This window comes from Bacillus cereus group sp. N11 (assembly GCF_016483605.1).
In the GTDB taxonomy this organism is placed as follows: Bacteria; Bacillota; Bacilli; order Bacillales; family Bacillaceae_G; genus Bacillus_A; species Bacillus_A toyonensis.
The window spans coordinates 131,044-150,926 of the sequence record NZ_JAEHBN010000004.1 but is presented as its reverse complement, the minus strand read 5'-3'; the positions used below and the strand labels follow the sequence as shown (position 1 = coordinate 150,926).

Below are 19,883 nucleotides of genomic sequence, written 5' to 3'. Positions count from 1 at the left end.
ACTAAACATGTATACCAAAACTATTTTTTCAATTCATTAGGAATACGTCTTCTGTAAATTACATAACTACGGCTTACATATTTAATTGGAGCACTAAATACATGTACAAGTCTAGTGAACGGCCATACTGCGAATAGACCCATCGCTGCAATAATATGAATTTTAAACCATACAGGCACTTCCATCATATATTCAACTTTCGGTTGGAAAATAAAGAGACTTCGGAACCAAGGACCGATCGTTGTACGATAATCAAACCCTTTTGAGTCGATATTTAAAAATGTTGAGGAAAGTCCTGCCAGCATAACGATAAGTAATAAAATAAGCGCAATATAATCTCCCGTTGTACTCGTTGCAATGATACGTTTTACGGTTACACGGCGATACGTTAATATAATTAAGCCGATGATAGAAGCAACACCTGCCGGAAGTCCGAAACTAATTGCTACTACATGATACATATGTTCAGAAATACCTATTGAACGGTATACGGACTCTGGAATTAAAATCCCCATAACATGACCGCCAATTACGAACATGATCCCAAAGTGGAATAATAGACTTCCAGCCCGGAGCATTTTCTTCTCTAATAGTTCACTAGATTTTGATGTCCATCCAAATTGATCATAGTTGTATCTGAAAATATGTCCACCGATAAAGATTGCAAAAATGATATAGGGAAACAACACCCATAGAAATTGATCCATCATTTTGACAACTCTCCTTTCTAATTTGTCTGTACACCCCATGTATCGATAGCGAGGAGAATAGCTACAAGGATTGGTTCATACATACTATCAGCTTCTTTTAATTGAACGTGCAATGCTTGTATATTTTCCTTGTATTTACTCATAATTGGCTCACTATCTTGCTCATTGGCATTTGCAAAAAACTCAAGCAAAAGCGGTAAATAATCCGGTAGTTCTTTATCTGTTACTTCAAAACCAGATTTTTTATAATGCTGTTTTAACTCTAATAATTCAATACCTCTTTCTCTTTGTTCACCTGTGTTCATATAAGTTAAATACATATTTGTCTTTTTACCAAAATCAAATGTATATACGTAACGATCAATTAATTGATCGTTCGTTTTATCTAGTGCTTGTTTTATAAACGCTGCAAGTGCTGCTTTAACGTCTTCTTGTTCAATTGCTTCAATCTCTTCTTGTACTTCAGTTAAAGCTTCTCCCCACCCAAGTTCCGGATAGGAGAGAAGAAAAGAAGAACAAGAAAAAGCAGTTTGTAAACTTTGTTTCATCATTTTCCGCCCCCTTTATTTAAGAAATTGTCATGCAAGACCCTGGCCCACCTGCGAAGGATAAACCACAGCTTCCTTGTTCACTATATAAATCAGCAACTTGTTCACGGTGAGTGCCCGGAATGACGAAACGATCTTTATATTTCGCGATAGCAAGAAGACGATACATATCTTCTACATCCTGTTTCGTTAAACCAATTTCTTTTAATACTGCTTCATTTGGTTCTTTATTAATTTGCAATGCTCTCATATGCGTCCGCATGACAGCCATTTTTTTCAACGTAAGTCGAATGTGGGATTCATCTCCTGCAGTGAGTAGATTCGCTAAATATTGAATTGGGATACGCATATTATCGATAGCAGGGAAAATCTCTTCTGCTTGCCAGTTACTTCCTTTCCCTTCCACCATATTCATAATTGGGCTAAGCGGTGGGATATACCAAACCATTGGCATTGTACGGTACTCTGGATGAAGAGGCAGTGCAATTTTCCAATCGATAATCATTTTATAGATCGGTGACTCTTGTGCTGCTTTAATCCATTCTTCAGGAATGCCTTGTTTTTTCGCTTCAGCTGCTACTTCTGGATCATTTGGATCTAGAAAAACAGTAAGCTGAGATTCATATAAATCTTTTTCATCTTCAACAGAAGCTGCTTCTTTCACTTTGTCAGCGTCATATAGCATTACCCCAATATACCTGATACGTCCTACACATGTTTCCGAACAAATCGTTGGCATACCAGCTTCAATACGCGGGAAACACATTGTACATTTTTCTGCTTTATTCGTTTGCCAGTTAAAATACACTTTTTTATATGGACAAGAAGATACGCAGAACCTCCAAGCACGACATGCATTTTGATCCACAAGAACAATCCCATCTTCTTCACGTTTATACATCGCACCAGATGGACAAGAAGATACGCAAGATGGATTCATACAATGTTCGCATATGCGTGGTAAATACATCATAAAGACATTTTCAAAATCTGTTTTAATTTCTTCTTCCATTTTCTTTACGTTCGGATCTTGCAATCCTGTTATATGTCCACCAGCTAAATCATCTTCCCAGTTTGGACCCCATTCAATTTTGTCGATAAATTCGCCTGTAATTGCTGATTTCGGACGAGCAACTGGTTGATGCTTACGCTGCGGGCTATTTGTTAATGTTTCATAATCATAGTTCCAAGGTTCAAAGTAATCGTCGATGGTTGGTTGATCTGGATTGTGGAAAATATTCATAAGGCGTTTCATTTTCGAACCTGATTTCAGCTGAATTTCACCATTTCTCAATTCCCAGCCGCCTTTATATTTCTCTTGATCTTCCCATTGTTTCGGATAACCAATTCCAGGTTTCGTTTCTACGTTATTGAAGTACATATATTCAGCACCTGGACGATTTGTCCAGGTGTTTTTGCATGTTACGCTACAAGTATGGCAGCCGATGCATTTATCTAGGTTCATTACCATTCCGACTTGTGCTTTAATCTTCAAGCCAATCTACCTCCTTCAGTTTACGGATTACAACATTTAAGTCACGCTGATTCCCAGTCGGACCATAGTAGTTAAATCCATAGCTTAATTGGCCATATCCACCAATCATATGTGTTGGTTTAACATGAATACGGGTTGGACTATTATGTGTTCCCCCGCGGGTGCTTGTTAATTTCGTACCAGGCACGTTAATGTGGCGATCTTGTGCATGGTGCATAAATGCCATCCCTCTCGGTATACGGTGCGTTACGACAGCACGTGCTACAACAACACCGTTACGGTTAAAGCACTCGATCCAATCATTATCTGCGACGCCAGCTTCATTCGCATCATCTTTATTCATCCAAACAGTTGGACCACCTCTAAATAGCGTTAACATCGGTAATGAATCGAAGTACATACTATGAATCGACCACTTATTATGCGGTGTTAAATAGTTTAGTGTAATTTCTTTTCCTTCTACTTCGGGACGTGATTTTCGGAACGGTTTATGTTGCAGAATTGGTTTAAATGTTGCCATCGTTTCACCGAATTCTTTCATCATGTCATGATCTAAGTAGAAAGATTGTCGACCCGTTATCGTTCTCCAAGGAATAAGACGTTCCACATTTGTTGTAAATGGTGAATAACGACGTCCACCTTTTTCAGAACCTGTAAAGGCTGGAGAAGTAATTACTGTTTTCGGCTGTGCTGTAATTTGTTCGAATGTGAAGCATTCTTCTTCACGTTCTTCTGCTAAATCACGCAGTTTTAAATCCGTTTGTTTTTCAAGTGCTTCCCATGCTTTTACAGCCATATGACCGTTTGTTGTCGAAGAAAGCGTTAATACCGCCTCAGCAGCATTGATTGCTTCTTTTATGTCTGGGCAACCTTTCGCAATAGAATCTGTTCGAACAACTCCTAATTTGCTCTTTAATTGCTCATACTCTTTTTCTGCTGACCAAGAAATACCTTTCGTACCAATTGGTTGTTTTCCAGCATTTGGTCCTAGTGCAGTCATCTTGTCATAAATCGTTTTATAATCCCTTTCGACAACATGAATTTGTGGCATCGTTTTACCCGGTATTGGTTCACACTCACCTTTACTCCAGTCTTTAATCTTGCCAAGTGGTTGCGCTAATTCTTGCGGTGTATCGTGAAGAAGTGGTGTTGCAACGACTTCTTTCATTGGTTCAAGGTCGATTTTCTTCGCTAAATCTGACACAGCTTTAGAAAGAGCAGTGAAAATATCCCAATCAGAGCGTGCTTCCCACGGTGAACCGATTGCTGGATTAAATGGATGTACAAATGGATGCATATCCGTACTGCTTAAATCATGCTTTTCATACCAAGTTGAAGCTGGTAAGACGATATCAGAATAAAGTGCTGTTCCAGCCATACGGAAATCTAAATTAATAAGTAGATCAAGCTTCCCTTCTGGTGCGTCCTCATGCCACTTAATTTCTTCTGGACGTAACGAATCACTATCGTCATTCATTAATCCATTTGTTGTACCTAGTAAATGTTTTAAGAAATATTCGTGGCCTTTACCAGAACTTGAAATTAAGTTGGCACGCCATACGAATAAGTTGCGCGGGAAGTTGTTTTTATTATCTGGATCTTCAATCGCAAATTTTAGTTCTTTTTCTTTTAGTTTTTGTGCAACGTATTTTCCGATTTCTTCTTGCGTTGTTGCACCAGCAGCAACAGCTTCTTTATATAATTCAATTCCATTTTTCTCAAATGTTGGATAAGAAGGTAACCAGCCAAGTCGTGCCGCTAATACGTTGTAATCACCGTGATGTTGATAACGAGAGTTGCCCTCAATTGGTGATGCTAAATGTCCAACCGGTGTATCTTCATAACGCCATTGATCTGTTACGAAATAGAAGAAAGATGTACCATTTTGTAATTTCGGTGGCCCTTGCCAATCTTTTGCCATTGCGATTGTTTGCCATCCTTCTGCTGGTCGTAATTTTTCTTGACCGACATAATGCGCCCAACCGCCCCCGTTTACCCCTTGTGCTCCAACGAGAAGAACAAGGTTTAAAACTGCGCGATAAATCGTATCAGAATTAAACCAATGGTTAATACCGGCCCCTACAATAATCATCGAGCGCCCATCCGTATCAACTGCGTTTTGTGCAAACTCACGAGCAATTTGAATAATAAGCTCTCGTTTCACTCCTGTCATTTTCTCTTGCCATGCAGGCGTAAATGGTACATCATCATTGAAGTCTTTCAGCTCTTGTCCGCCGAGCCCTCGGTTCACACCGTAATTTGCCAACGTTAAGTCGTATACAGTTGTAACGAACACTTCGCCTTCTTCTGTCATAATTTTTTTCACTGGAATTGTACGTTCCAATACTTTATTTCCCTCATCTGAGAAGTACGGAATTTGTACCGTTCCCACAGCATCTTCCATTCCAAGTAAAGAAAGACGTGGATCAATCTTTTCACCTGTTTGTTCATCTTCTAAACGCAAGTTCCATTTCTTTTCATTATCCCAACGTGACCCCATTGTGCCGTGAGGTGTTGCAAAATCTTTCGTGTTCTCGTTCCAAAGAACAGGCTTCCATTCTCCTAACTTTGTTTCTCGTCCAATATCAGTAGCATTTAAGAAACGATCAGCGACGAATTGATCTCCTTTTTGTTTCAATGTGACAAAGAAAGGAAAATCAGTATATTGCTTCGCATACTTTGTGAAGTATTCCACTTGATTATCTACGTAAAATTCTTGTAAAATCACATGCCCCATTGCCATCGCAAGTGCACCGTCTGTACCTTGTTTCACACTAATCCAATCATCCGCAAATTTTGTAGACTCAGCGAAGTCAGGACTGACAGAAACAACTTTCGTTCCTTTATATCGAACTTCGGCTAAAAAGTGTGCATCTGGCGTTCTCGTCATCGGTACATTTGAACCCCATGTCATAATGTAACCAGCGTTATACCAATCGCTACTTTCTGGTACATCTGTTTGATCACCCCAAATTTGCGGAGAAGCTGGTGGTAAATCCGCGTACCAATCATAGAAGCTAAGCATCGGCCCGCCCATAAGTTGCATAAAGCGGCTACCCGCTGCATGACTTAACATCGACATAGCTGGAATTGGTGAAAAACCAACATTTCGGTCTGGGCCGTATTTAATGATTGTGTAAAGTAACGAAGCAGAAACGAGTTGTAATACTTCATCCCAATTCGCACGAATAAATCCACCTTTACCACGCGCCTGCTTATACTTACGTGCTTTTTCAGGGTTTTCCACAATACTTTTCCAAGCATCTAGTGGTGAATCATTATTTTGTAATTCTTCTTGCCACATACTCCAAAGAACACCACGTACATACGGATATTTCACACGAAGTGGACTATAAATGTACCAAGAAAAACTCGCTCCACGCGGACATCCTCGTGGTTCAAAATCCGGCATATCAGGTCCTGTCGTTGGATAGTTAAGCTCTTGCCCTTCCCAAGTTACAATTCCATCTTTCACATAAATGTTCCAACTACATGAACCAGTGCAGTTCACGCCGTGTGTAGAACGAATTACTTTATCATGCTGCCAGCGTTTTCTGTACACATTTTCCCATTCACGATCTTCATATGTTTCTTGTGTATGATTATCGTTATAACGATCTATTGGTGAAAAATATTTTAAACGTCTCATTAGTGCTGAAGGTTTCTTCTTCATCATGTTCACTCCTTTAATACGTCTCTCTTACATACCCTTACTATAAAAGAGGTTGTAAAATACAGATGTGACATTTCGCACAGTTCAAGAGATTGTCAAAAATTCAGTAGAAAATAAGTTTGTGAGAAAATCTTGTGTTCCGTTGTGAAGATTATGGTTAATCTTAATTATTAGGAGAATGGTATTTTGAGGTATCGACTATTTTGCAAAAGAAAAAGAGTTTTGATATTATTTCAAAACTGCCATAAGGAAAAGAGTATAAATTGTATGTAAAAAAATTTTCCCAATGTTATTATTTTATATCGAGTCTGATTTTACATAAAACTACAAATCATTATTTACTGTATTGCCCTTAGTTACGGAAACAATTATACTAGATGTAATCGAAATAAATAATCTGAATATTCTTAGAATTAAAGGTAGAAGTTTTACTATCTACAAATAGAATTAGAAATATGTCCACTAAATAGATTAGAAAACGATAATAACATTAGGAGGATTACGATGCCCCAGCTTGATTCATTACATCCCACTGTAGAAAAAATAATCAATAATATTGAAAAAATAATGGTCGGAAAACGAAAAGAAACGATCTTAGCTTTGACAGCTCTTTTAGCTGAAGGTCATGTGCTATTAGAAGATGTTCCTGGTGTCGGGAAAACAATGCTAGTACGTGCTCTTTCTAAATCCATTGATGCTGATTATAAGCGAATTCAATTTACACCTGATTTATTGCCGTCAGATGTAACAGGAGTTTCTATTTATAATCCGAAAGAGCTCCAATTTGAGTTCAAGCCTGGACCAATTATGGGGAATTTTGTACTTGCTGATGAAATTAATCGTACATCTCCAAAGACACAATCTGCTTTACTTGAATGTATGGAAGAAGGCAATATTACAATCGATGGCATTACAAGGCCTTTACCAAAGCCGTTCTTTGTCATGGCTACACAAAATCCGGTCGAATATGAAGGAACATATTCTCTACCAGAGGCTCAGCTCGATCGTTTCTTATTGAAACTAAAAATGGGATATCCTACACCAGAAGAAGAATTTGAAATTTTAAACCGGATGGAAAAAACAAATCCACTCTCTCAATTACAGGCCATTACTACAATAGAAGAATTACTTTATTTACAACAAAGCGTACGGGTAGTAAGTATGGGCAAAGCAATTAAGCATTACATTGTAAAGCTTGTTAATCAGACTCGTACGTACAGTTCTATACAGCTAGGTGCAAGTCCACGTGGCTCAATTGCTTTAATGAAAGCTTCACAAGCTTATGCATTTATCCATGGCAGAAATTATGTTATTCCAGACGATGTTAAATTTTTAGCTCCTTACGTTTTAGCACATAGACTCATTTTAAAAATGGAAGCAAAATTTGAAGGAATAACTGGAGAACAAGTTATCGCAAAAATCGTTGCACGAACTACCGTGCCGACTCAAAGGACGATGAACCCTTGATGAAACGAATACTGCGAGCGCTATATCACGTTACGAAGTTATTGCTACTCCCTTTTTGCCTAGTCTTAACATTTGTGTACGCTATGTTTCAAGGAGGGTTTGTAAGTTGGTTTTTGTTTTACAGCACAATTCCCATTGCTCTTTATTCACTACTACTCCCCTTTTACGCTTTACGGGACGCTGAAGTAAGACGAATAACAAACCAAAATGGATATGTAGTAGGAGAACAATTTGTAAGCACGATTACAATAAAAAGAAAATTTCCTTTTCCCTTACTTTATTTAGTTATAGAAGATGAACTGCCACCACAATTTACAAGTTGTAAACAAACAAAGATGAATAAGGTAGTACTCTTCCCAGGATTGAAACGAAATATTTCGTTTCAATATGTTATTGACACAATCTCTAGAGGCGAGCACAATTTTTCAAGCGTACGTGTCAAAACTGGCGGTTTATTCGGCTTGATGGAGAAAGAAGTAACTTTTTCAGTTCCAGATACATTTTTAGTCTATCCCCACTATGTAGATATAACGTATCGACAATTGGAAAATCATTTCGAACAAGGAGCGCTTTCAGCGAATATAAATTCAGCAAAAGACTCTACAATCTCTGTCGGTGTCAGAGAATATAAACCCGGTGATCGCTTTTCATGGATTGATTGGAAAGCAACTGCACGAACAAACAATATTATGACAAAAGAGTTTGAACAACAGCGCAGCCATAATATCATGATATTCATAGATAGAACCGAGTCTCCTCTATTCGAATCAGTCGTCACATTTACTGCCTCTATCGTAAGGGCTGTCTTGAAACAAAATTCACCAGCATCATTCGTGTCTATTGGAAAAGAACAAACTATTTTCCCTTTAGACAATGGAGATACGCAGTTACAACAAATCCTTTGTCATTTAGCAAAAGTACAAGCAGACAGTGTATTCCCGCTCTCCCAGAGTGTAGAAATGGAACTAAGAAAAATTTATGAGCCCGTCACGATTATACTCGTGACAAGTAATCTTTCTCCCGATATTCAAAAGGCGGCTGATTGTGCCGCTATAAAAAATAGAAAATGTATGGTGTTTGTCGTGAAAGAAAAAGCGAATCAACTTTCACACCGAGAACTCAGTATAATAGAAACTCTAAAAAAACGACAAATATTTGTAAACACGGTTTATGAAAACCGGTATACAAACGTGTTTTTTGAGGTGAGCAAATGATAACATTACAAACAAAATACAAGTGGGATACGAACAGATTCTTTATGCATGCATGTGTATTTCTTCTTTTACTAGAATGGCTAAGACCTCTTATAGGTATTACAAATGTAGGTAGATTAGATATTTTCGTAACATTTATAGGAATTTGCTTCGCTCTCTCTTTTTTTCAAACGAGGTGGCAGATTCCAATAAAAATTGTCACAGTCTTATTTATCATTCATTCCCTGTATTATAAAAATGCTTTTATAAATCCATCTTGGCTAACAACATTCTTTTCTGATATGTTTCGAAATTCCTCCCTGTTTTTCCAAGGGAATTTACTAGATATTTCTCCAGTTTTTCCGACAGTTTTATTTTTTCTATCATTTTGGTTTTTGAGTTCTTTCACTTCATTTTGGATAATTCATAAAAAACGTGGGTTTCTATTCCTTGTATTGACTATTATTTATATCGTAACTTTTCATAACTTACATTTATACAATGCAAACTACGCTATTATTCGGACTGTTGTCATTGGCTTTTTTATGCTTAGTCTTCTTCAAGTAGAACGAATAAAAGAGCGTGAACACATACAAAATCATGCTAGGGAAACCTCAAAATTACTTAGACCACTTACAATATTTATTGTATTATTAGCAACCATCGCATACTTTGCTCCAAAATTCGGCCCTCAATGGCCAAACCCAATGAATTTTTTAAAATTCAACACATCCGAAGCGAGTAAAAAACAAGAAGTTTCTACAATTGGGTATGGTTTAGATGACTCGAGATTAGGTGGTCCTTTTCAGGCTGATCCTACAATTGTTTTCACAGCACAAACGCAAAACAAACAATATTGGAGAGTAGAAACGAAAGATTTTTATACAGGAAAAGGCTGGGAAGTTTCTGAAAATCAAAAAAAGATTTCTTTTAAAAGTAAAAACGACGTCGTGAGCTGGTACGAACAAAATACAAAAACGGAGACAACAAAGGCAACAATAAACATGCAAAAAAGTTATCCGCACCTTACCTATCCAGCAGGGTTAATATCAGTTGAGGCTTCCTCAGATGTATCATACAGCGTTGACCCATTTTCCGAAAAAATCTATACGATGCACGGAGACTCCTCTACTACTTTACATTCATATAAAGTAACGTATGAAATCCCGGAATTTCCCATAGAAAACTTGAAAGCTGTAAACACGAATGAAGGTCAAGAAACAAATCCTTATTTCATGACAAAGTACACACAACTTCCCGAATCATTACCACAGCGAGTAAAAGACTTGGCTGTCAATCTTACAAATGATAAAGACAACCGGTATGATAAAGTATTAGCTATCGAAAATTACTTCACAGACAACTCTTTTGTATACGAAACAATGAATGTTTCATTCCCTGCCAAAAGCCAAGATTATGTAGATCAATTCCTTTTCGATACAAAAAGCGGCTACTGTAATAATTTTTCGACGTCTATGATTGTACTACTTCGTTCTGCCGGGATTCCTGCTCGCTGGGTAAAAGGCTATACAGAAGGAACTCTTGACAATACACTTGCCTCTGCAGAAGGTCAGGATATTTATAAAATCACGAACGATAACGCACACTCTTGGGTCGAAGTATATTTCCCAGGATACGGCTGGATTCCATTCGAACCAACAAAAGGATTTACTAATCCCTATACTTTTACAAATAATACTCCTGCTCCTATTTCACAAAATAGCGAAGCAAATAATTCTAATAACCAGCAAATACATCAACGAAATAATGAAGCAAAACTTAAAAGTTTAATAGAAAATACAGAAGAAACTTCTACTAAAAAGGTCACAAATTCTAAAACTAGTTTTTCTTGGTGGTACGTATTCCTCTCTACGATACCAATTAGTATCATCGGATACATTCTCTTCACTACTAGAATGAAATGGATTACATTTTTTATTATTCTTTTCTATAAATACCGAAAAGATGATGTTGTTTATCAAAAAGCTTACGGCGCACTTTTAAAACAATTTGCGAGAATCGGCATACCACGGGGGGAAAGTCAAACATTCCGAGAATACGCTCTCCGCATCGATACACTTTACAACTCGGCCGATATGCAACAACTTACTTTCAGTTATGAGAACGCTATGTATCAAAACGGACAGACCGCAGCCGAATGGAAGAAATCCGTACACTTATGGGAAGTGCTTATGAAAAAAGCAGCTTCTCTACCTAAATCAAATGAATTCGATACAATGATTTAATCTTGATCATGTGAGTTTAAAGAAAATACCTCAAAGAGCAACTTTGTTCTTTGAGGTATTTTTTAATAACTATAATAAAAGATAACAAACTCCTAATTATTCCCCAAGTACCTTCTCAATCTCAACCTCTAAATCAACTGGCTTCGTTTGCGGCGCAAAACGCCCTACTACTTTCCCATCTTTTCCAATTAAAAACTTCGTAAAATTCCATTTCACTGCTTTCATACCGAGTAAACCTGGCGCTTGTTCTGTCATGTATGTATACAGAGGATGAGCCTTATCACCTTTCACATCAACCTTTGCAAACATCGGGAAGTTTACACCGTAGTTTAATTCACAAAAACTAGTAATGTCCGCTTCTGTACCTGGTTCTTGTCCTCCAAATTGGTTACAAGGGAAACCGAGTATTTCTAGTCCTTGGTCTTTATATTTATCATATACTTCTTGTAATCCTTTATACTGTGGTGTAAATCCACATTTACTAGCTACATTTACAATAAGAAGTGCTTTTCCTTCGTAATCTTTTAACGATTTATCTTCACCTGTTATTGTTTTAGCTGAAAAATCATAAACTGTCATTGTTCCTACCCCTCTCTATACTATTATTCTATGTTTATACTATACTACATTCGTGAATATACAGCTTCTATTACATACTTACACACCGAAATAATAGCGCTTTATTTATGTTCGAAAATTCGACACAAACTACTAGACTTTTAGAATGGAAAGTTTTACAATTGAATTGTGAACAAAATGTGACAGTTTATATTCTATTATAATAGAAAAGGATGGTGTTCATTATGAAAACTGCACAACCTGAAACGATTTCAAATCGCGAGTTTTATTTCGTACTATATATGATGTTATTGTATGTTACTGGTTGGGTAATCGATGTAAATGGTTTATTCTTAAGCTCCTACTTTAATTTAGCAGGAGAGATTACGCTTCCGATCGTTGGTGGCATTGTTGGACTGTTCGTTATGTCTATCAATAAAGAACAAACGAAATAACAACACTTTAAAAAGGCAGAAGACGAGCTTTCGTTTTCTGCCTTTTTCTATTTTAGCGTATAATAGAAACATACAGTAACTAAGGAGTTGTAACGATGAAAAAAGTAGAGCAGTTATCTTCACACCTATATCTTATTGATGATTTTGATTTACAACATAATGAACGAACTGGTACGTATGTTTTATTAGGTGACGATATTACTTTAATTGAAACTTGTGCAGCCCCTTCTCTTCCGTATATTTTAGACGGCTTACAACAATTACATATTGATTTAAACGATGTAAAAAACATTATCGTAACACACGTTCATTTAGATCACGCTGGGGCAGCTGGTTTAATGATGGAAAAGTGCCCAAATGCTACTTTATATGTGCATTCTCGCGGCGCTCGTCATATGATTGATCCAACAAAACTCATTTTAGGCGCAAAAGCTGTATACAAGGATGATTTCGATAAACTTTTCGATCCAATTCTTCCTATAGAAGAAGAACGCGTTCATATTGTACAACATGATGATACGTTAAAAATTGCAGAAGACCGCATCCTTACATTTTATGATACACCTGGACATGCAAAGCACCATATTAGCATTCATGATTCATTAACAAACGGCATTTTTACTGGTGATACAATTGGAATTTATTATAGAGAGCTTGCAGACCTTGATGTAGAGTTATATTTACCATCAACGTCCCCTTCGCAATTTCAGCCCGATGCGATGATTGCTTCTAAAAATCATATTCAAAGTATGAATGTAGATACTATTTATTTCGGTCATTACGGCGCTTCATCCAATGTTACAGAAGTATATAACCAACTAGAACATTGGTTACCTATTTTCGTTCATACTGGTAAAGAGGTCTTTGAAAAGTATAATGATTTCGATGAGGCTACTAAAGCATTACAAACTTTATTAATGGATAAAATCTCTTCTCACCTTACAAAATTAAACGTCCCATCCGATCATTCCGTTTATAACATTTTACATCTAGATATAGAAATTAGTGCGATGGGTATTATTGATTATTTCACGAAGCAAGAAAAAACAAATTCCACTATTTAATAACAGTAAAAGAAGAGATATACAACAGTAGTTATTGTATATCTCTTCTTTGAATATATTTTTAGTAAAGGATGGTGGAATGGAATGCAAAAAGTAATGCTATACCTCTGCTTTACATTATTTATCGTTTTATTATTATTTGTTGGAGTAAAAATTCAATTTTATTTAGATACAGACGCGCAGGTGAACTTTAACGTGTATCCAAGATTATTCTACTTTACATTCTTTCCTCTTATAGTTGGTATTTTATTACGGTTCCTTCAATCTATTAATCGCGAAACAAGTAAACAAAACTGGAGCTTTCAGCCGGATAAATTTATTGCTATTACAGTGCCTACACTATTCATTTCCTTTTCCCCTGCATTACTCTTTTCACCACTTGGCGAATACTTACCTTATTTAGCTAATATAATTCTTATAAATACAACTTTTGTTACGATTATTAGTTTAATAGCTGGTTATTCACTATTAGATTGTTTTATACAAAAAGATACTGCAAATATGAAAAAATATAATTGATGACCAATTTTTAAGTGTTGCTGATTAGGGCATTTTGTTTATAAGTGCGCTATTATTTGTAAAAATCGCCATAAATGAAAAGGGGAATTCTGTTAAAATAAAGTTGGTCGTATATTATGTCAAAATGCATTTTAACCAAGGAGATTTATTATGTATAAATTAGGGGCTTTCTCTTTTCTAACGGTTATCGCAAGTATATTTTCTTTCTTTATCCTTAGAGGACCTAATGCGAATTTAACGTTAATTATTGTGACTCTAAGTATACTTTCATTACTCGGTATTATTTTTGCAATCGCATCAAAAAATTGGTTATTCAGAATAGTTGGTACTGCATTAAATGGCGTAATATTATTAGTTGTATACTTCCTATTGCTAGCAAAAGGCATAGGTGGTTAATATATTTACGTTTCAATAAGAAAAGCTCAGAGCTTAGACTCTGAGCTTTTTTACTTATCTCACCTTTTCGTCTACATACTCCATAAACTGCTCCGCTTTCATAAATCTTTCTTTATATGCCTCAGGTACTTCTTCTAGTTTTATTGCACCGGTTGATTTTGTCTTCACTCGTACTATTTCATGTGTCATTAAAGCTTCCATATAGCGATCAAACTCTTCTTGCGTTAATACTTCTCTACTTGATTTATGACCATTTAATTTATCAAAGTATGGTTGAAGGCCCATACTTACCTTTTTCATTTCTTCTCTTTTTGCTGGTGATAATGCATCATAATCAATATTACCGTTCGAATCCCCGTACGCAAGCTTTGCATTTGTTAATTTCTTTAGTTCTTTTGTAAACTCTTCATATTCTTTCGCACCCATTTCATCTTTCGCTTCTGATAATTTTGCATTAAAACGCATATACGCTTCTAACGTCATCGCTCCGGCGTGTTTTTTTAAATTCTCAAAAGATCCGTATATACCATCCGCCATAATAGATTGATACGCAAAACCAGTCGTCGGGATTAAAAGAGCTGCTGCAAGCACTCCTGCAATAAGGTGCTTCTTCCTTTTACTCCCCCCACGATTCATTGTTATTTGCACGATTACTTTTTCTTTTAACTCCGGCGGGGCAACAATACCCTTTGCTTCTTCTTGTATAGTTTCCCTAACTCTACAGTCTAAACTCATTTCACATTCCCTACCTCTCCTAAAAATATTTCTTCTACTTGCTCTTTTTGACGTAGTTTTTTTAATGCCGCGTGAATTCTAGATTTCACAGTACCAATTGGAATATGTAATATTTGTGCTACTTCTTCTTGTGAATAATCGTGTAAGTATCTTAAAATAATAACTTGTTTCAATTTATACGGTAATTTATGAATAAGTTCGATTAGTTTTTGGTTTGATATTTTACTTACCAGATCGTTAGAAAAATCAATTTGTACTGGTTTTCTTTGCTCTTCTGCTTTTTTTATAATTCGTAGTCGCATCCACCTCTTTCTTCTATAAGAGTGAATTTGTTTAATCGCAAGTCCAATTAACCAAGGACGAAATGGCTTCTCGCTATCATACTTACGAAGCGATTCATATAGTTGTATGTATACTTCTTGAACGACATCATCTACATCTGTTTTATCTTCTATTAAAAAATGTACTGTTTTATATACTTCTTGAATCGTTACATCATACAATTCGCTATACGCTTCTTTATTGCCTGATAAAGTTAATCGAATTAAATGCACGTAATCTATTTCACCCTTCATATTCCAGCCCTCCTTTGTCTTACACTTTATATTGGCAAGTAATTCATATTTCGTTCGATTTTTTTAAAGTTTTTTATATAAATTAATATAATGATTCACTGAGTTCATAAGCTTCACTTATAACCTTGCATAACTATTATATAATTTTCCAATTTCTAATGACGCTTTAAAATGATTTATATAGTCAAATTTAGGAGGATATATGATGAAAGCTATCGTTGTAACGTCGTTCGGTGGTCCGGAAGTGATGAAATATACTGATGTGGATATGCCGACTATTTCAGACAATCAGGTGTTAATTCGTGTTGTTGCTACTAGTGTTAATTTTGCCGATATTAAATCACGTTATGGCAAAAAAGGAAATAAAACATTTCCTTTTATTCCAGGGATAGATGCCACTGGTATTGTAGAACGAGTCGGTTCTCAAGTTAAAAATATTCATCCTGGACAGCGTGTCATTGCTTTTCCTCAAAATGGATCTTACGCAGAATATATTGTTGCAAATGAAAATCTTACTTTCGTTTTACCTGATGAAGTTAATTTCCAAACTGCAGCCGCTTGCCCTATCGTATCTTTTACAAGCTATAATTTACTCACAAATGTTGCAAGGCTTCAACAAGGTGAATCTGTACTCATTCATGCAGCTGCTGGCGGAATTGGCACTACTGCTATTCAACTTGCAAAACTATTAGGGGCTGAGAAAGTTATCGGTACTGTCGGAAGTGAAGCAAAAAAAGAAATTGCTTTAGACGCTGGAGCTGATTATGTTATATGTCATCAAGATGAAGATTTTGTAGAGAAGGTCAATGAACTGACAAATGGCGAAGGGGTTGATGTAATTTTAGATTCTATTTCTGGAACGGTTTCGGAAAGAAGTTTAAAATGTCTTGCTTATTACGGACGCCTCGTTCATTTCGGCAATGCGAGCGGTGAAATTGGCAATTTCAAAACGAAAGACTTACACGCAAGTTGCCGTTCTATACTCGGATTCAGCTTCGGCACTACACGGAAAAAACGTCCTGAATTACTCCAAGAAACTGCAAATGAAGTTTTCCGTTATTTACGTGATGGAAGTTTGCAAATTAAGGCTACAAAATCTTTTCCCTTTATAGATGCAGGGAAAGCACATGAATGGGTCGAAAGTAGAAAAAGTACAGGGAAAGTAATACTAAACGTTCAGTCCCCTTCCTGAAATGAATACTTGAAACAGAGGTGGCATTCATGGGATCAAGAATTATGCATGTGATTATCGCTAACGGTATTGCTGAGAAATTATGTATTCAAGATAAAACTTCTTTCTTACTTGGAGCTGTAGCCCCTGATGCTGTTCATTCCAAAAAAGAAAAAGGCACCTCACATTTTTATGCCGGTACAACGAAGAACTATACGAGAAGAATAGATTATGATTCATTTATTCATAAATATGAAGAACATATAGATTCTCTATTTATTTTAGGCTATTACACCCACCTCATTGCCGACGATAATTGGCTACAAGGTTTTTTTCTACCTTGGCTAAAAAATAGAATAGAAAATGACGAAACTATCGCACCTATGTACTATAACGATTTTAAATTGTTAAATGCAAAGTTGCTTCATCATTACGACAAAGAACAACAGCTATTCTCTCTTCTTAATCAAGAGGCTCACATTGTGGATATCGCAGAAGTTTCTAAAGGAAATGTTTTAGCTTTTCGAACATACCTTTTTGAAGATATGTTGTATCCAGAGCAACATTTGCATGAAGAATTACAGGTGTTCACGTTTAATCAAATTGTCGGTTATATTGAAACCGCTATTGAGAAAGGCGCTTTTTATATCGAACAACTGTCGAATAAAAAGTCCACTTCAAATATTTAATCCCCCTCATTTTATACGAGGGGGATTTTTCCATAACATCATTATTTGTTCTTTTCCATAACCGCAAAATAATTCCCTTCACTATCAGCAAAGTTAAACACTTTACCAGAAGGCATAGTTACCATTTCGCCAACTGTAACTTTTTTATTTGTTAAATCTGTATATAATTGATCAAGATTTTCTGAGAAGAACATTAAGGATGGTGTACCAAGATTCAATTCTGGGCTCATTTTCGAAATAACTTCTTTATTATGTAGTATGATACTCGTTTCTGCATCTTGAGTTGGAGCGATTTCAATCCATCTCATCCCTTGCTTGTTATCTTCCTCTGCTACTACATGAAACCCTACCTTTTCCGTCCAAAAATTTACTGCCTCATCTTGATTATTTACATATAACATAATTTGTCCGACTTTATGAATCATTTGTATTCCTCCTAATGGTTTTTATATTCTATGTAGGTTTCTACAAGTGCTATTGTTATTCCTTTTGAGTTGATATGTACTTCTTTACAAAATTTATCGACTTACTCGTTCACTACTTTACCAATGAACAAAATAAGACGTAACTACAAATAGTTACGTCTTTCCCATTATTTATCTAGGCTTTTTCTTCCCAGTAAATGCTGGTTTCTTTTTCTTCGGTGCTTTCGGTTTCGTTTCTACAAATGATCCGTTGAACATTTCTTGCTTCGTAAACACAATACCTAATTTTTTCGCAAATTGAAGTAATTTACGCTCTTCTTGTTCTGTTACAAGAGACACGACCGTTCCTTCTTTGCCCATACGTCCAGTACGTCCTGAGCGGTGAATGTATTGGTCTACAGTGTCAGGTAACTCTAAATGAATTACATGTGTTAAATCATCAATATCTATTCCACGTGCTGCAATATCAGTAGCAAGTAGAATTTCTAATTTTCCGCCGCGGAAAGCACGCATCGTCGCTTCACGTTCTTGCTTACTTGCCTCTGCATGAAGAGCTGCTGCTTTCATTTTACGGAATTTCAATTTCTGAGTAATTTCATCTAAACGGAATGGGTCATTTAAGAAAGCAACTGCTTTTACATCGCCCATATGCATAATTCTTCTTACGTAATCATTTTTTTCGCGTCGCTCACAAATGATATACGTATGCTCAACTAAGCTTTTTGACTCTGCACGTGTTACACGTACTAATTGTGGTTCAACTGCTAAATCACGTGCTGCATCTTCTGCTGCTTTTGTCATTGTCGCTGAGAAGAATACTAATTGACGATCGCGCATCGTTGATTTAATTACATCCTGTGCAGCACCCATCATCTTTTGTTTCACTATTTGATCGAACTCATCAAATACAATCGTTTTCACTTCATGCATCTTTAGCTTTTTCATACGAATTAATTCTAAAATACGTCCTGGTGAACCAACAATTACTTTCGGGTGTTTCTTCAATTTTTCCACTTGGCGCTTAATATCTGCACCACCAATTAAAGATGCACCTGAAATATCAGTTCCTGCTGTAAATTTTTGAACCTCTTCATGAATTTGCATGACAAGTTCACGCGTTGGAGCTAAAATAACAACTTGTGGCTGTTTTACTTCAGGATTAATTTTATGTAAAAGTGGTAATAAGTACGCTAATGTTTTTCCTGTTCCAGTTGGAGATTCAGCTATAACGTCTTGTCCTTCTAAAATAGTTGGAATCGCTTGTTTTTGAATTTCAGTTAATTCTTTAAAACCAGCCTTCTCCCAAGCTTGTTGTAAAAATGGTTGCATATCTTTTATCATTTGTTTTTCTCCTTTATCTCTATTTTTGAAGAAAATGCTGTATTGTTCGCACCGTTTCTATCATGTGTGAAATAACAGCTATTAAATCATCAACATGGTCTTCTGTAATCGCTTTTTGAAATAGAACCTCTACCTTATTATGATATGAAATCGCTTGCTTATTATATTCGTATGAAACTTTTTGCATAATCATTCTTTCTTTTCCCCATATAGAACGCATGAAAGTTTCAATTTCTTCGCATACTCCTTCTGGCTGTTCTATCGGGAATGAATATGCTAACTTCATTTCACATCCTGGTGTAAACTGAGGCACTTCTAGTATTTCACCAGACAAGTTCTTTGCATCCACAGATAATGAAAATGTCGCTTCTACTAATGGTTCGAACGGTTCTGTTAACTGAAACGAGATATGATATATACGACTTAATGAAGCAAGGTCCATCATATCTTTTCGATCTGTTACAAGAATATCACCATGTAAGTCAAAATCATAAACAGCACCTTCTACGATTACTTTTAAATTGTCAAAAGCAGTTGGATCAAACATAATTTCCTCCAAAAAACAGGCGCCTTTCGATGGAAAGGCGCCACTTGATGTATATATAGTTTACAGATAAACGAGA

The 19,883-nt window shown here is 36.2% G+C and carries 19 protein-coding genes; 9 read left to right on the top strand and 10 right to left on the bottom strand.

What is annotated here, in order from left to right:
• Window positions 1-20: 20 nt before the first annotated feature.
• Genes narI through JDS98_RS08530 form a run of 4 tightly spaced genes read right to left on the bottom strand, consistent with a single transcriptional unit; the run spans window position 21 to window position 6,429 of the window.
• Window positions 21-710 (bottom strand): respiratory nitrate reductase subunit gamma, encoded by a 690-nt coding sequence (gene narI, locus JDS98_RS08545; protein ID WP_097954736.1) that lies wholly within the window; start codon window positions 708-710, stop codon window positions 21-23.
• A 17-nt stretch (window positions 711-727) separates the two neighbouring features.
• A complete protein-coding gene (narJ, locus tag JDS98_RS08540) occupies window positions 728-1,258 on the bottom strand; it encodes a nitrate reductase molybdenum cofactor assembly chaperone (RefSeq protein WP_199633826.1) in 531 nt (176 codons plus the stop codon).
• A gap of 19 nt (window positions 1,259-1,277) precedes the next feature.
• Window positions 1,278-2,753: a nitrate reductase subunit beta gene (narH, locus tag JDS98_RS08535; protein WP_000692707.1), complete on the bottom strand. Its 1,476-nt coding sequence runs from the start codon at window positions 2,751-2,753 to the stop codon at window positions 1,278-1,280.
• Window positions 2,743-6,429: a nitrate reductase subunit alpha gene (locus JDS98_RS08530; protein WP_176519415.1), complete on the bottom strand. Its 3,687-nt coding sequence runs from the start codon at window positions 6,427-6,429 to the stop codon at window positions 2,743-2,745. The genes narH and JDS98_RS08530 overlap by 11 nt, the downstream gene beginning before the upstream one ends.
• Before the next feature lie 501 nt (window positions 6,430-6,930).
• On the opposite strand from JDS98_RS08530, the gene JDS98_RS08525 reads away from it, so the two are divergent.
• From JDS98_RS08525 to JDS98_RS08515, 3 genes are read left to right on the top strand one after another with little or no spacing between them, the layout of a single operon-like run.
• Window positions 6,931-7,893, top strand: coding sequence for an AAA family ATPase (locus JDS98_RS08525; RefSeq protein WP_097956864.1), 963 nt, complete (start codon window positions 6,931-6,933; stop codon window positions 7,891-7,893).
• Window positions 7,893-9,107, top strand: coding sequence for a DUF58 domain-containing protein (locus JDS98_RS08520; RefSeq protein ID WP_097956866.1), 1,215 nt, complete (start codon window positions 7,893-7,895; stop codon window positions 9,105-9,107). Before JDS98_RS08525 ends, JDS98_RS08520 begins: the two co-directional genes overlap by 1 nt.
• A complete protein-coding gene (locus tag JDS98_RS08515) occupies window positions 9,104-11,332 on the top strand; it encodes a transglutaminase TgpA family protein (RefSeq protein WP_199633785.1) in 2,229 nt (742 codons plus the stop codon). Before JDS98_RS08520 ends, JDS98_RS08515 begins: the two co-directional genes overlap by 4 nt.
• 96 nt (window positions 11,333-11,428) lie before the next feature.
• Here JDS98_RS08515 and bsaA read toward each other — a convergent pair whose 3' ends face one another.
• The gene (bsaA, locus tag JDS98_RS08510; RefSeq protein ID WP_000219426.1) at window positions 11,429-11,911 is read right to left on the bottom strand and encodes a glutathione peroxidase; all 483 of its coding nucleotides are present in this window, start codon (window positions 11,909-11,911) and stop codon (window positions 11,429-11,431) included.
• A gap of 224 nt (window positions 11,912-12,135) precedes the next feature.
• On the opposite strand from bsaA, the gene JDS98_RS08505 reads away from it, so the two are divergent.
• The 4 genes from JDS98_RS08505 (at window position 12,136) to JDS98_RS08490 (ending at window position 14,324) form a co-directional block, all read left to right on the top strand.
• Entirely contained in the window at window positions 12,136-12,345 is a 210-nt protein-coding gene (locus JDS98_RS08505) for a DUF3925 family protein (protein WP_000844989.1), read from the top strand.
• 95 nt (window positions 12,346-12,440) lie between these two features.
• Entirely contained in the window at window positions 12,441-13,409 is a 969-nt protein-coding gene (locus tag JDS98_RS08500) for an MBL fold metallo-hydrolase (RefSeq protein WP_098228088.1), read from the top strand.
• 84 nt (window positions 13,410-13,493) lie between these two features.
• Window positions 13,494-13,928 (top strand): hypothetical protein, encoded by a 435-nt coding sequence (locus JDS98_RS08495; protein WP_199633784.1) that lies wholly within the window; start codon window positions 13,494-13,496, stop codon window positions 13,926-13,928.
• Between the two features lie 150 nt (window positions 13,929-14,078).
• Window positions 14,079-14,324 carry a hypothetical protein gene (locus JDS98_RS08490; RefSeq protein ID WP_199633783.1) on the top strand — a complete coding sequence of 82 codons (246 nt, stop codon included), beginning with the start codon at window positions 14,079-14,081 and terminating at the stop codon, window positions 14,322-14,324.
• A 54-nt stretch (window positions 14,325-14,378) separates the two neighbouring features.
• Here JDS98_RS08490 and JDS98_RS08485 read toward each other — a convergent pair whose 3' ends face one another.
• Together JDS98_RS08485 and JDS98_RS08480 are read right to left on the bottom strand one after the other, a co-directional pair.
• On the bottom strand, window positions 14,379-15,059 hold the full coding sequence (locus JDS98_RS08485; RefSeq protein ID WP_087969085.1) for a DUF3600 domain-containing protein: 681 nt from the start codon (window positions 15,057-15,059) through the stop codon (window positions 14,379-14,381).
• Window positions 15,056-15,634: a sigma-70 family RNA polymerase sigma factor gene (locus JDS98_RS08480; protein WP_087969084.1), complete on the bottom strand. Its 579-nt coding sequence runs from the start codon at window positions 15,632-15,634 to the stop codon at window positions 15,056-15,058. The genes JDS98_RS08485 and JDS98_RS08480 overlap by 4 nt, the downstream gene beginning before the upstream one ends.
• Before the next feature lie 205 nt (window positions 15,635-15,839).
• Here JDS98_RS08480 and JDS98_RS08475 point away from each other — a divergent pair, with 205 nt between their 5' ends.
• Window positions 15,840-16,826, top strand: coding sequence for a quinone oxidoreductase family protein (locus JDS98_RS08475; protein ID WP_000644650.1), 987 nt, complete (start codon window positions 15,840-15,842; stop codon window positions 16,824-16,826).
• 29 nt (window positions 16,827-16,855) lie between these two features.
• Window positions 16,856-17,494, top strand: coding sequence for a zinc dependent phospholipase C family protein (locus JDS98_RS08470; protein ID WP_199633782.1), 639 nt, complete (start codon window positions 16,856-16,858; stop codon window positions 17,492-17,494).
• Between the two features lie 41 nt (window positions 17,495-17,535).
• Here the strand turns inward: JDS98_RS08470 and JDS98_RS08465 are convergent, their stop codons facing one another.
• The 3 genes from JDS98_RS08465 to JDS98_RS08455 all read right to left on the bottom strand — a co-directional run bounded on the left by JDS98_RS08465 (window position 17,536) and on the right by JDS98_RS08455 (window position 19,807).
• On the bottom strand, window positions 17,536-17,919 hold the full coding sequence (locus JDS98_RS08465) for a VOC family protein (RefSeq protein ID WP_000581483.1): 384 nt from the start codon (window positions 17,917-17,919) through the stop codon (window positions 17,536-17,538).
• Window positions 17,920-18,090: 171 nt separating this feature from the next.
• Window positions 18,091-19,260 (bottom strand): DEAD/DEAH box helicase, encoded by a 1,170-nt coding sequence (locus JDS98_RS08460; RefSeq protein ID WP_000588603.1) that lies wholly within the window; start codon window positions 19,258-19,260, stop codon window positions 18,091-18,093.
• 19 nt (window positions 19,261-19,279) lie between these two features.
• Entirely contained in the window at window positions 19,280-19,807 is a 528-nt protein-coding gene (locus JDS98_RS08455) for a hypothetical protein (RefSeq protein ID WP_141499545.1), read from the bottom strand.
• Window positions 19,808-19,883: the final 76 nt, after the last annotated feature.

Coding starts and splice junctions, on each gene's coding strand:
- narI (WP_097954736.1), bottom strand. CDS start 710: ATGATGGATCAATTTCTATGGGTGTTGTTTCCCTATATCATTTTTGCA.
- narJ (WP_199633826.1), bottom strand. CDS start 1,258: ATGAAACAAAGTTTACAAACTGCTTTTTCTTGTTCTTCTTTTCTTCTC.
- JDS98_RS08530 (WP_176519415.1), bottom strand. CDS start 6,429: ATGATGAAGAAGAAACCTTCAGCACTAATGAGACGTTTAAAATATTTT.
- JDS98_RS08525 (WP_097956864.1), top strand. CDS start 6,931: ATGCCCCAGCTTGATTCATTACATCCCACTGTAGAAAAAATAATCAAT.
- JDS98_RS08520 (WP_097956866.1), top strand. CDS start 7,893: ATGAAACGAATACTGCGAGCGCTATATCACGTTACGAAGTTATTGCTA.
- JDS98_RS08515 (WP_199633785.1), top strand. CDS start 9,104: ATGATAACATTACAAACAAAATACAAGTGGGATACGAACAGATTCTTT.
- bsaA (WP_000219426.1), bottom strand. CDS start 11,911: ATGACAGTTTATGATTTTTCAGCTAAAACAATAACAGGTGAAGATAAA.
- JDS98_RS08505 (WP_000844989.1), top strand. CDS start 12,136: ATGAAAACTGCACAACCTGAAACGATTTCAAATCGCGAGTTTTATTTC.
- JDS98_RS08500 (WP_098228088.1), top strand. CDS start 12,441: ATGAAAAAAGTAGAGCAGTTATCTTCACACCTATATCTTATTGATGAT.
- JDS98_RS08495 (WP_199633784.1), top strand. CDS start 13,494: ATGCAAAAAGTAATGCTATACCTCTGCTTTACATTATTTATCGTTTTA.
- JDS98_RS08490 (WP_199633783.1), top strand. CDS start 14,079: ATGTATAAATTAGGGGCTTTCTCTTTTCTAACGGTTATCGCAAGTATA.
- JDS98_RS08485 (WP_087969085.1), bottom strand. CDS start 15,059: ATGAGTTTAGACTGTAGAGTTAGGGAAACTATACAAGAAGAAGCAAAG.
- JDS98_RS08480 (WP_087969084.1), bottom strand. CDS start 15,634: ATGAAGGGTGAAATAGATTACGTGCATTTAATTCGATTAACTTTATCA.
- JDS98_RS08475 (WP_000644650.1), top strand. CDS start 15,840: ATGAAAGCTATCGTTGTAACGTCGTTCGGTGGTCCGGAAGTGATGAAA.
- JDS98_RS08470 (WP_199633782.1), top strand. CDS start 16,856: ATGGGATCAAGAATTATGCATGTGATTATCGCTAACGGTATTGCTGAG.
- JDS98_RS08465 (WP_000581483.1), bottom strand. CDS start 17,919: ATGATTCATAAAGTCGGACAAATTATGTTATATGTAAATAATCAAGAT.
- JDS98_RS08460 (WP_000588603.1), bottom strand. CDS start 19,260: ATGATAAAAGATATGCAACCATTTTTACAACAAGCTTGGGAGAAGGCT.
- JDS98_RS08455 (WP_141499545.1), bottom strand. CDS start 19,807: ATGTTTGATCCAACTGCTTTTGACAATTTAAAAGTAATCGTAGAAGGT.